11 protein-coding genes are annotated in these 12,681 nt (G+C 39.7%); 2 read left to right on the top strand and 9 right to left on the bottom strand.

The genetic code is table 11. The features are described 5' to 3' along the window. Nucleotides 1–135: 135 nt before the first annotated feature. From HMPREF9969_RS06610 to HMPREF9969_RS06645, 8 genes are all read right to left on the bottom strand, one after another. Nucleotides 136–582: an HU family DNA-binding protein gene (locus HMPREF9969_RS06610; protein ID WP_009435120.1), complete on the bottom strand. Its 447-nt coding sequence runs from the start codon at nt 580–582 to the stop codon at nt 136–138. Between the two features lie 397 nt (nt 583–979). Beyond that, the gene (locus HMPREF9969_RS06615; protein WP_232212660.1) at nt 980–2,524 is read right to left on the bottom strand and encodes a hypothetical protein; all 1,545 of its coding nucleotides are present in this window, start codon (nt 2,522–2,524) and stop codon (nt 980–982) included. Nucleotides 2,525–2,568: 44 nt separating this feature from the next. Next, nucleotides 2,569–2,775 (bottom strand): hypothetical protein, encoded by a 207-nt coding sequence (locus tag HMPREF9969_RS06620; protein WP_036895352.1) that lies wholly within the window; start codon nt 2,773–2,775, stop codon nt 2,569–2,571. A 536-nt stretch (nt 2,776–3,311) separates the two neighbouring features. Beyond that, nucleotides 3,312–6,572: a TonB-dependent receptor gene (locus HMPREF9969_RS06625; RefSeq protein ID WP_009435087.1), complete on the bottom strand. Its 3,261-nt coding sequence runs from the start codon at nt 6,570–6,572 to the stop codon at nt 3,312–3,314. Between the two features lie 256 nt (nt 6,573–6,828). Continuing rightward, nucleotides 6,829–7,590, bottom strand: a complete 762-nt coding sequence (locus tag HMPREF9969_RS06630; RefSeq protein WP_009435100.1) for an RsmE family RNA methyltransferase — start codon at nt 7,588–7,590, stop codon at nt 6,829–6,831. 66 nt (nt 7,591–7,656) lie between these two features. Continuing rightward, on the bottom strand, nt 7,657–8,214 hold the full coding sequence (locus tag HMPREF9969_RS06635) for a UvrB/UvrC motif-containing protein (RefSeq protein WP_009435097.1): 558 nt from the start codon (nt 8,212–8,214) through the stop codon (nt 7,657–7,659). Between the two features lie 20 nt (nt 8,215–8,234). Further along, on the bottom strand, nt 8,235–9,497 hold the full coding sequence (locus HMPREF9969_RS06640) for an MFS transporter (protein WP_009435083.1): 1,263 nt from the start codon (nt 9,495–9,497) through the stop codon (nt 8,235–8,237). Nucleotides 9,498–9,572: 75 nt separating this feature from the next. Beyond that, on the bottom strand, nt 9,573–10,169 hold the full coding sequence (locus HMPREF9969_RS06645) for a DUF3256 family protein (protein WP_009435090.1): 597 nt from the start codon (nt 10,167–10,169) through the stop codon (nt 9,573–9,575). A gap of 62 nt (nt 10,170–10,231) precedes the next feature. On the opposite strand from HMPREF9969_RS06645, the gene HMPREF9969_RS06650 reads away from it, so the two are divergent. Both HMPREF9969_RS06650 and HMPREF9969_RS06655 read left to right on the top strand, forming a co-directional pair. Further along, nucleotides 10,232–10,810 carry a hypothetical protein gene (locus HMPREF9969_RS06650; RefSeq protein WP_009435082.1) on the top strand — a complete coding sequence of 193 codons (579 nt, stop codon included), beginning with the start codon at nt 10,232–10,234 and terminating at the stop codon, nt 10,808–10,810. After that, the gene (locus HMPREF9969_RS06655; RefSeq protein ID WP_036895355.1) at nt 10,810–11,133 is read left to right on the top strand and encodes a hypothetical protein; all 324 of its coding nucleotides are present in this window, start codon (nt 10,810–10,812) and stop codon (nt 11,131–11,133) included. The genes HMPREF9969_RS06650 and HMPREF9969_RS06655 overlap by 1 nt, the downstream gene beginning before the upstream one ends. A 680-nt stretch (nt 11,134–11,813) precedes the next feature. Here the strand turns inward: HMPREF9969_RS06655 and HMPREF9969_RS06665 are convergent. Further along, nucleotides 11,814–12,611 carry a DUF5715 family protein gene (locus HMPREF9969_RS06665; protein WP_036895361.1) on the bottom strand — a complete coding sequence of 266 codons (798 nt, stop codon included), beginning with the start codon at nt 12,609–12,611 and terminating at the stop codon, nt 11,814–11,816. Nucleotides 12,612–12,681 lie beyond the last annotated feature (70 nt).

A 12,681-nucleotide genomic window follows, 5' to 3' on the forward strand; every position in this document is an offset into this window, starting at 1 on the left:
CACAATTAATATAATCGATTGTCTTATTACAGAACGATTGATACCCTGAATCAATCTTTTAAAATGCTCCCGTGGCACATATCCTAACTCACCCCGTTAGGCACTCCTCCCTTTTTGGGGAGTTGGAGGGGACTTCTACCCTGCCTGCGGTCCACTTTCTTCCTCTTTCTTTTTCTTTTCCTCCTTTTTATTATCTGTCTCTTCTTCTTTCTTCCTCAACGATTCGTAGGAGTTTGCAGCCAACTCTCTCTTCAATTCCGTTCCTGGTGTGAAGACCACACGTGGCTTAATCGTCTCGGTCTTAAAAGCTTTTTCTGTTTCCGCTCCTTTGCTCGACAACGTGACACGCATCGAACCGAAATTACCTAACTGAATGCTAAAACCATCACGGAGGTAATGTGGCAGACAATCAATGAAGTTATACAACACGTTCGACACATCACCACGTGTCAAGGACGAACGCCCAGCAATGTCACGTGCAATGTCATCCAGCGACTTATGCCCAACATTTACCGGATTAGCATAATACTTCACTTCCTCCCGCTTCTGCGGATTCTTCTTTTGAACTAATTTAAATCTCATGATTCTTAGGTTTTTAAATTATTAATACTATTGTTGTTTATCATAGCATAGGGCAGCACGCTTCCACGTCTATTCGTTGCATCTTCATGCTGCCCCATTCTATTTTCTTAATTAATTTCCTCCTCTCACCGTTTCATCTTTCACCCTTTCAGCATCCCCCTCCTGCCAGATACGTATTACCTTGCTGCTGAATGCGTATCTACGTGCCGCCAGATGCGGTGAGCACTGCTGTTAGATACGCATCTAACGGCTGCGCAATGCGTATCTACGAGTAGCTAAATACGCATCCGCCAGCATGTAGATATGGTGAGCGTGGCGACGGAATACGTATTCAGCAGAAGCTCTACCCGTTAGATGCTCCCTCTCTGCAGAGAGGTCTGGGGTGAGGCTTCTAGGACTACTCGAACGCCTCCGATCTAATCCCGATGTCGCGGTTGCTATTACCCACGTGGACGTTACCACTGCTAAAGTCTAGGCTGTATGCGTAGGTTCTGATCCATGGGTTAGCGCTTGACGACCAATAGTAACCTTCGGTGCCAACTGTGGTCAACTGACCAGAGAAGCCGTAGTAACTCAAGGCGGGCAGGTAGAAATAATCACCTGCATCGGATGCAGAAGGAAGCGTCTGAGATACGGACCAGTTTTGGCTTTTGCTGGTTGTGCGCCAATCTATCCCGTCTACGGCAGTATTAGCGTTAAACCCGCTTATATTTGCCTTCTTCTTAAACCACATGCCTCCTTTATGTAAATGCCCCATAGCGGTCCATAACCTGTCGCCATCCCAACGAGGATCGCCGGCTGCAGCGTACCATGTCATCTCATTAACGTTGGGAAGGTCTTTGCATGAAGCGTGGGTAGCTTTATTATCTGCACCGTAAGTAAATGCTTCGTTGTAGTAACGAGGGTCTGTGTTGCTCTTGGCGAAGTTGAAGTTCATGCCACCATTCACCACTGGCTGCCATGGATTTGCACTATTCCATTCGTGACCTGCCCAATAGTTCTGCCGGGCATCCCACATGTAGTATTTGTCGCCGTCGTAATTCTTTACGTCAAGGTTTGCAGTGATATTATAATACTTGTTCTGGTCGTAGGTAGCTGAGGCTAATGTCTTGGTTATAGTTCCCTCTGTACCTGTTGCAATGTCCTGCACCCAATAACGAATCTTTAAAGTGTGTGTGCCTGGCTTTATCACTACATATGCACCGTTTGTTGCTGCGCTGGTGGCGTTATTGGTTAAAGGGAAACCGTTAGGGTATGTTCCGCTACCACCTGTTGAAATGGTAATCTGTTTGCCTATGCCTGTCCCCGTTAGTTCGCCTGTTGTTGGGTCAAGGGTGTAAGTACTGGTAATGTCGTTATCTGAATTTACTTCTACTTTTGTCAAGTAGCAGTCATGTAAGATGGTATTACTGGTACGTGGCAAGAAGAGGAGGTAAGCAGCCTTGTGATCGAGTGTGAAGTTAAAGTTTCCTCCACTAGCTATACGTGTTGCTGTTGCCATACCGCAATCGCCTGATGTACCAAAGTGGGTGGTAGTATTTGGCTCTGCCTGGCTCTGGTTTGCAGAGATTGTTACTTGGTCTTGATTACCATTCTTACCAGGGTAATAAACCTCGTATGACGTGTGGGCAGTGTATGTACCTGGAACTTTGAACTTAAAGTAAGCAGTTTTGCTTGCTGGAGAATTGCTACTTGCGTGCCATGTACCGCCATCATCCTTAACATATATCTTATCACCAGCTTCCCAAAAGAATTTGCCATCACTCTCCATAGATGTACGAGTGGCAGGGTCACCTGTTGAGAAGGTGGTTAGGTTTGCGTCGTTATCTTTACCATTTGGGTTCTGCGCTATGTCCTCATTGGCACAAGAAGCAAAAGCTAATCCTATACTGAACACAAGTGCCAAAGACTTTAGTCGTGATGCGAATGAATGTTGTTTCATTGTTTTCTTTATTTTACTTTGTTTTTTTAGTTTATTACTCTCTGTTAGTCTTCCCACATTGGATTTTCTTCCTCGCCTTCAACCTCAGACATCCAATTAGGAGCCTTCTTGGCATCTCCCGATGTTCCACCTGGTTGTGCTGGGTTATGCTGACCTGGATAAGACGTATCCATCAAATAAGTGGCTTCATTGACTTGAATTATCATACACGCTGGTGCAGAATAACTCTTCTTTACTTGCTTTTTTCTCATTACTTCATTGATTAAAATAGTTGTTATTTCGTTCTTATTTTGCTCTAAACGGAGTTCAAAAAAGGGTATAAAAAAGCGAACAAAGGAAACTCCTAGAAGTCCTTTGTTTACAGGGGTTACGGCACGCTTCGCGCGCGCGTATGCGAGAAGAAAAAATGTGTTATTAGACGCTAGGTGCGCATATTGTGTGTGTGTGTGTGTGTGTGTGTTAGCAAATTATTTGGATTGACCAAAGATAAAGTGCAAAAAGATGCAAAGAACTCGATAATTCTTTGCAGTACTTCGTTCACTTGATATGTCATTGCTAACTGTTTCACGGCGGCAAAGGTAAGAAGAATAAATTGAATGGGCAAGGAAAAGAAGAAAAAAAAAGCCTCACCCCCGACCCCTCTCCGAATGGAGAGGGGAGTAAATAGTACTATTTACTGGAAATTTATTGGGGGATTGGCACTAGAAAGAATGTGCAATTTGTTAGGAAGTCGCTAGATGATTACTAGGAGAGTCGCTAACAAATTGCAAGAATTGAATACTCTTAATTAAAAGGTATAACGTAAGCCTAACTGACCACGCCAACGGCTATAATATGTATCATAGTTTCGTGCAACGTGTGTACCATCAAATTTGAATACTCCATTACCTTCATAATTGAAAGGACTAAAGTAACGACCAAACTCGTCGCCATAAGTATGTCCCCAATCTTTATTCAAGAGATTGCCTATATTTATAATATCCAAACTTAATTCAAGAGAATTAGTTTGACCTGCAACTTTGAAGCTATACTTCTGTGCGAGGTGTACGTCAAAGTGATTCTCAAAAGCAAGGTTATCAGCATAACGCTTGAAATATTCACCACGATGATGATTCATATAAGAGTCATCTGCTATCCATTGCTTCATCAAAGAGCGTTGCTGTGCCTCTGTGAGAGTTCCATTGAAGCCAGAACCAAGTACTTTTGTAATCAATGGATAAATATCCTTACTATTATTAACCTTTACACCACTCGCAAATTTCATGCGATCGATTTGAGCATCTGTTGGTATCCACATCAAGTCATTACCATTTGCACCATCGCCATTCATGTCACCATAAACTTCAATCACATAAGGGGAACCACTACGACCTTGATAAATCAAACCAATAGTTGTCTCCCACTGTTTCTGTGCACCATAGTTTATATGATAATAAGCACTTGCTTGAAGACGATGAGGAACGTTATATGCACTAAGACTGAGCTCTGGATCATTAACATCACGATAAGTTGCATTATACATCCAGTTACTACCGGCAACTGATGAAGTTCCACTATTAACACTCATAGAACGAGTCCATGTGTAACTTGCCATAAGATCGAGCCCAAAGTTAAAGTGCTTCTCACCCTTTAATGAAAGACTAGTTGTGTAACCTTTACTTGTGTTATAGAGTGCATACACATAAGAGAAAGGACTTCCAGTAGTTGTGCGTTCATACATTGGACGATTATCCCATTCATAACCAGTAACTTGCGCAAATGTTTGTCCAGTCTTATCAACAGCAAGATTCTTATAATAGATATCGTTCAAAGTCTTTGAGTAAAGGGCTTCTGCTGTCCAATCAATACCAAGGAGATGGAAGTCAAAGCCTAAGTTAGCTTTCAGGGTCTGGGCAAACTTGAACTTATCTTCAAACACATTTACTTCCTGACTACCTGCAGCTCTCAATCGAGCAGCATTAGCTTCTTGCCCATTAGGATTAAGAATAAGCTCCAATCCCTTAGGATTATTTACAGAGTAGGTCTGCATCTGCAAACCAGTCTTTGCGAAGTTGTTACTAATCCATACGTATGGTATACGTCCTGTGAAGATACCCAATCCACCACGGAGAATAAACTGACGATCCTTATTAATATCCCAACGGAAACCAACGCGTGGACTCCACAAAGGAGTACTAGAAAGTTTATGGTTTGTACGAACGTCCCAATTATGCTGTGCAGCATAAGTATTGAAAGGTTCATTGGCCGTTGGAGTCTTGAAGAAGAGAGGAATCTCCATGCGCAAGCCATAAGTCAATTGGAAAGATGGAGTAATATTCCACTTATCTTGTGCATAGAAACCAAGCTGACCAGCAGAGAAAGGCGTCTTCCAACGTGGGTCACCTGTAACATCAACATTTGCTACACCATAACGATACTGACGGAAGTAGTTATAGTTTGGATCAATTGTACCAGCCACAAAGTCTGCATAATACTTATCGAAATGCGCTTTATCAGTAAAGTTATAAGATCCATTTGCATCCTGGATAAATAGGTTAGCAAACTTATAGAACTCATTATGAGTACCAAAAGTAAAGGTATGATTACCCTTATACCAAGTCAAGTTATCTTCGACAGTATAGATATCCTGGTCAAGAGAGTTAGCCATTGAAGAGCGTTCATTACCAATATTAACTGATCCACCAGTTACTAGCAAAGAAATCATTGGGAATGCAGAAGCAACATTGCGCTTATCGCGAACACGTACATAGCTTACGCGTGCCTCATTACTTATTGTAGGAGAGATACGGCTCTGTAATTCTGCTGTGAAAGAGTTTGTCTTACTAGTAAATGGGAAGTAATAATGATCATCATTAAGAGAAGAAGAAGAACTTACAACATTCAATTGCTTAGCATCAACATAACTCCAACGGAAAGAGAACTTATTGAAGTCATTGATATTCCAGTCGATCTTTGCACCTAATTTATTACTCTTCGTGTAGATATCAGGGTTTGCGAAAGTACCATCATACGATAAACCTTGACGTTGAGCCATATCCTTAACCTTCTGAAGAACATCATCAGCTTCATCTGGATTTACACGTGAGCCTGCCTGACGATAGCCATTAAGATTTGGATAAGTCTTATTTGCATTTTCATAGTTAACAAAGAAGAACAACTTGTTCTTAATAATAGGACCACCCAACGTTACACCCCATTGATACTGCTCCTGTTTCTGATATTTTGGCGCATACCCTGTTCCATCAGAATAGGGATAATGATGACCTATAAGACTCTGGTTATTACCAAAGCCATAGACACTACCATGGAATTGGTTAGTACCAGACTTTGTAATAGCATTGATAGAGCCGCCGGTGAAACCACTCTGACGAACATCGAATGGAGCAACATTTACTTGGATCTGCTCAATTGTTTCCATTGATACAGGTTGTGTGCCAGCCTGACCACCATTAGAACCATCAGCCGCTAAACCAAACACGTCATTATTCATTGCACCATCAATCATAAATGAATTATAACGATTGCTAGCACCTGCAAATGACATGGCACCATTGCTTGATGTCGTAAGCTGAGGATTAAGACGAGCTACATCAGCAATACCATGAGTAATACTTGGCATGTCTGCAATTTGCTTAGACGAAATACTCTGTGCTGCTCCCGTCTTCGTCCCATTAACGCCCGCATTACCAGTTACAACAACTTCTTGAAGTTCCTTAGAGTCATCTTGAAGTGAACAAGAAAGATCCTCCGTCTCACCAAGACGAAGCGTTACATTTTCAAATGTCTTAGTCTTTTGACCAATATAAGCCACTTGAATTTTGTAAGGACCACCAACGCGCATACCCTGAATAGTGTAGCGACCATCAATGTTGGTTACAGCCCGGTAAATAGTTCCTGATGGTAGGTGTGTAGCTGTAACAGTTGCTCCAATTACGTCTTCACCTTGAGACGTTACCCTACCACTGATTCCTGATGTCGTTATCTGAGCCATAACAGTAGTTGTCATTGCTAGCAACAACGTAACCAAGAAAAGTAATCTTTTTTGCATAGTTTGCTAAGAGATTAAAATGAAATAATAACGATATTTAAAATATGTTGCAAATATAAATAAAATAATTGATACTTACATGAGAAATGTGAAATTGTTTTTAAATCTATATCACGGAGAAGTTATTTCCATGAAGATCTCTATCTTACTATATTGCTAATCATAACCTTTTAATATTCTAATTCTTTACTTTCATCTATTATTATCATACGTTTTTAAAAGGAATATATACATTCCTATTATAAACAAAAACAGCTTACACTCTTCGTGCAAGCTGTGACATCATTACGGCACTAAGCCCTGCGGTCTCCGTACGCAAACGACTATTACCTAAAGTTACGCTCTTGAACCCATGATTAATAGCATAACGAACCTCCTCTATAGAGAAATCACCCTCTGGACCAACTAAAACAGTAATATCATTGTTGAGAGAATGGTCGTCTTCAGACGCCAAGTGGGTACTTTCAGAAGAGCTATTAATAAGAGTAAAGAAGTCATCTTTCAATATTTCTGAGTAACAATGACAAATATACTTCTGCCCATCACAGGTATGATTATCAATAAAATTACAGAATGGAGTCATATCATTTACAATAGGTTTCCAAGCCTTATGACTTTGTTTCATAGCAGATACCACTATCTTGTCTATGCGATCAGTACGCAAAACCTTTCGCTCAGAGAACTTACAATTTAAGAAAGTAATCTCATCGAAGCCGATTTCTGTGGCTTTCTCTGTCATCCATTCCATGCGCCCCATATCTTTCGTTGGTGCAATGGCTAAATGAATTCTCCCATGCCAAGTAGGTTCTTGCTTTAATACTTGTTTGATTGTATAGAAACATTTCTTTGATGTAGCCAATGAAACCTCAGCTTGATAGAAACATCCATCGCCATCCATCAAGAATATCTCATCACCTTCTTTCAATCTAAGCACACGCAAAGCATGAATCGCTTCCTCTGTTGGAAGTTCTTTCTCCACATTAGCATTAGGAACAAAGAAATATCTAACTTCTTTCATTATTTATATATGACTTCTCCTACTTATCTTATCCTTGTTTTCAACCTTTAAGGAATAAAAAGAGCATTACCCCTCATTATTACTCTTATCTCTTTGATTTAATTCATCCCTTAACATTGAAGCTAACTCATAATTCTCTTCTTCGATAGCTTTGTCTAATGCTTTCTTCAACATCTCCAAAGTCAAGGTATTAATGGGAACTGCCAACCTATTCTTAGAAGGACCACAAGGAACACTTTGCCGATTAAAGAGATTTTCTTCCATAAAGAGATTCAATTTAGCTATATGAGCTAAAAGGATAGCATCAGAAGCACGCATAGGGGTAAGACTCAAATCGTCCTTATTTACAAGTAAGGCTTTATATTGCCCATTCAAAACTGAATTAAACAGTATCTCATAATGCTCGCTTGTCATAGACGGATTAATACTACAAAGCACCTCTGGTAATAGCCGCTCCGTATTTATCTTTTCATCTGTTCTAAGTCCAAATTGATACTCCATGTGCTCATCACAGACAATGGCTATCTGTCGACTCTCTGACATATCTGAAAGAACGAGAAGTCCAAATTCAGAACCTCCTACAATCTGAGAAACACCAACATGTATTAATTGAACTTTACCCATCTATATATTGTCCAAAAAGTTTATGCCTTCTTAGGACGGAATATCAATGCAAAACAAACACCTACAACAAAGGCATAACCTGCAAAGATGAACCAACAAGATGACCAATCACCCACGGTCAATGTATCCGAACCCACCACCTTGGGATAAGTGTATGAATTTACAAGTGCTTGAGCAGCTAGCGTTCCGATTGTTGCACCTATACCATTTGTCATCAACATGAATAATCCTTGTGCAGATGAACGAAGAGATGGCTCCGTACTATTATCAACGAACAATGAGCCCGAGATATTAAAGAAGTCGAAAGCTACTCCATATACAATCATTGAAAGGACAAATAGCAAAATACCAGGGAAGCCTGGATTACCAACGCCGAACAATCCAAATCGCAATACCCAAGCAAACATGGCAATCAGCATCACATTCTTTATTCCGTAATGGCGCATAAAGAATGGAATCAATAGAATACAGCAGGTTTCACTAATCTGAGAAAGACTGATTAGGATATTCGCATGCTGCACTCCGAATGTATCGGCAAACTCGGGTTGAGCTCCAAAACTAAATAAGAAGGGGTTTGCAAAACTATTCGTAATCTGAAGACTTACTCCCAAAAGCATAGAAAAGACAAAGAACACTGCCATCTTCTTTTGCTTAAAGAGGGAAAAGGCACGCAATCCGAAGGCATCAATGAAGCTTTTCTGCTCCGTACCTTTACTAACTGCGCAGTTCGGTAACGTAAAAGTGTAAAGGAAAAGAATGATACTTACAACGCCAGAAGTAATAAATTGGTTCTGATTGCTCTGGAATCCCATAATATCAACCAGCCACATTGTAAGGATAAAACCAATCGTTCCAAACACACGAATCGGTGGAAAGTCCTTCACGGTATCCATTCCCGCATTAGTCAATGCACTATATGCAACTGAATTTGACAAAGCCAAGGTAGGCATATAGAAGGCAACTGATAAAGAATAAAGGGTAAAGATAGTGGTAAAGTTGGCATGCTCACCTACACTCAAACCATAACCTGCCGTGGCAAACATGAAAACTCCTGCAAGTAAATGACAGAAACCTAAGAGTCTTTGGGCTGGTATCCATCGGTCTGCGACAATTCCCATCAATGCAGGCATAAAAATTGATACAACTCCTTGCATAGAATAGAACAAACCAATCTCCGAACCTATACCAATGTTACCCAAATAACGACCCATAGAGGTCAAATAGGCTCCCCAAACTGCGAACTCCAAGAAGTTCATTAAGGCCAAACGTACCTTCAAATTCATGTCTTCAGCTATTAATTTTGTGCCGACAAAAGTAGTAACTTTTTAAGAAACCACCAAATCTTAAAATCATTTTTACTAACGGAAATCCTTACCCGTCCAATGCAAAACCATCGGTTTTATATAAGGTTCCACTCGCTTTCTATCTTCTTTCGATAAGAGCGGATAGTTAAAACTCACCAACAGAGAGTTATCATCTGCGTTAAGATGTAATTCTCTCAGGCGAGGAGTCATTAACGACTTTATATCATTCCACTCCATTTCACTAATTGTGTCAGGTTTTTCTATCGTTTCTTGAGGGAGATTCACCATTGCTTGTGCCTGCCATTGCTGATTAAACAGACTTAGTTTACTCTCAGCGACAGGACCTTTCCAAGTCTGAACCAACGCAATAGTTGAATTATCTAATAACTTTATTTCCAAAGAACTAGCCTTGCTCAACTGAACAAGCATATAGTTTTTTGTCATGCGTTCTATCCGTGTCGTATCATCCAATAGATTTTTCACAGCAGGATCAACGCCCATTTTTACATAATCAGCTAGCTCTGTACGCAAACTCTTATTCAAATAAGGCGAAATCGTATCAGGCATATCTATCCAAACATCACGCAAATTTTGCGCTGATGCACCTAGCCAACAGGTAAGGAAACAAATGATTACTAACCACTTCTTCATATCTTTTTCCAGTATGATATCTTCTAAATTCGATTGCAAAGGTACAAAAAAGAAAAGAACAAATGAATAAAAACCTAAATCGTTTTGGAATCTCTACCTTTTCACTTACCTTTGTTGCCAAAATCACAAGTAAAACAATGGATATGAATAGTTCTGAAAATAATAATGAAGGCAACAAGATGGAGCAAAATGACATTAAAAATGGCAAACCTATGCCGAATAAAGACAAAGACGAACCTACTCTTGGCAGAGGAATGGTTGCCTTTATCGTCTTAGGAACAATATTCCTTGTGGCTTTTGGATTCATCTATTATGCCCAGCACAAGAATGATCCCGAATATACGCAAACGGCGATTGAGCCTGATTCTAACTTAGCGGAGACAAACAAGGCTAAGTTTGATACGGTTGCGATAGATACTGCAAAGACTAATTCAACCGACAAACTTGAGGAACAGCAGGCTGAAAAGGTATATAATAGTATTAGAGGGCGCAGTAGACTTCATCACAATAGTGGTCATAGCAAGTCGGAAAATGCCTCAACCAATGAGAGCAACGAGCCGGAAACTCCTTCAACTTCGCCAAATCCTACCCCTTCTCCATCGGCGCCTAAGCCTCATGTTGAATCAATCGAGATGGAGTAATGAAAATAATCAGAACAAAATACTTACCACCCAAGAATTATGATGCCATCAATATTCTTGGGTTTCTTTTCGTTCATCCCGAAGTAAAACTTACAAAGGAGCTTATCAATCATGAAAAAATCCATACATACCAAATGATTGAAATGCTCGTTTTGCCCTTTTATCTATGGTATTTCATTGAGTGGCTCATTCGAATCCCCCTACCAGGTCGTGCATATATGAATTTATCTTTCGAACGAGAGGCGTATTCTAATATGAATAACCTTCATTACCTAGAGACTCGCAAACCTTATGCGTGGTTGAAATATCTAAAATCACACTAGTAAATCAAGTTTGACATCCCATTCTGTTCCCTTAAAACAAGTATAATTAGCCCTATTTCTAATCTGATTTTAAAGGAATCAGTTAGAGCTATATTTGTAATAGAATATTATCATTTTCCCTATCTCTAATTGCGTTTTTCTGATAGAAGGCTCTATTCGCCCTCAAATATGCGCCTAAATAGAGAAATTCGTTAGTACTTTATAAACTACTGATATACAGATAATTACAAAAACGATGCTTATTTCTGGATAAAAAGTACTATCGTTTTAAGTGAAAAGTAGTATCGTTTTAGGCAAAAAGTACTATCGTTTTATCGGAAATGGAGGTTCGTTTTACTAAAAACAGAGGTATGATTTGCACAAAATGGAGGTACAATTCACCCAAAACGGAGGTACGATTTCAATAAATCGCTTAATTCATCTCATTGAGATGCCAGTAAGTTCGCTAGAATTTGATAGGACTGAAAAGAAATATGTAAAATATATTTTCCTAAAACCTACTCACATTTCTCCCCTCTTTACCCCTCCTTATTCCTACAATTAAAAAAGAATCATTACCTTATATATATCATCCCAATATGCGGATAATGAACTTTTAATACATCTATGACTTATAAAACGTAAAAAGACGCCTTTCTATGTCTCTGAAAGGCGCCTTCTCGTATGTTGTTAGGTACAAGCTATTTCACCGTAATATGGAAACATCCTTGCAATTTCTCATGCTTAATATAGCATCGCCCTTGCTTACGTAAGTCATTAAGTACCTCACTTAACACCCATTTCAGAGTATCATTCCTCACCGGACGAGTGACAGTAGCATAGCGATTATAGGCTATATCGAAAGTTGTACCATATAAATGACAACTATTAGAGGTTGCATTATGGTTATGCTGACGCAGTTTATCAACATCCTCTTTCGTTCGTAGCACACTAGATACTAATATTTTATTGATAGGAACACCTTTGGCTTGCAAGCTATCCATGAAGGTGCGCGCTATATCTTGAAGTAAAACAGCCGCACGGGGCACAAGATAAGGAACACTGCTATTGAGTTTCTTTAAATCATAGTAAGGATTACTTCCTATATATACTAACTCGTTCTTACGTTTCTCCGCATCTTGACGATTAGCAACAGGTCGAACACCATAATGGAAAGCTGAGGCTAGTTGTAAAGATTGGGAGTCGGGGAAACTCTCGTCATAATCTCTTACACCAACTATCCTATTCTTCTTCAACGCACCACCCGACTTATAAAACGAAGATAACTTCATTCTATCGGGAGTAGATTGGGATATAATCTTGATTGAATCGGCTCTCCTACGCTCTTCTTCCGTCATCTTACCATTCTTCACATTCTCCGTCTTATGCCCAAACGGCATAATAGATGGGAATAATAACTTAATGGTAATAAAAAAGAGTGTTATCCCTATGAATACTACTAATAAACGCCTTTTATTAATCTTTGATTTCCTTTTCATTGCTACAAAGGTAATAAGAAAAGGGGAAAGCAAATAAGAATGTAAGCTATCCTAATTATGAATTAAGAAT

Source organism: Prevotella sp. oral taxon 306 str. F0472 (assembly GCF_000257925.1).
GTDB lineage: Bacteria > Bacteroidota > Bacteroidia > Bacteroidales > Bacteroidaceae > Prevotella > Prevotella vespertina.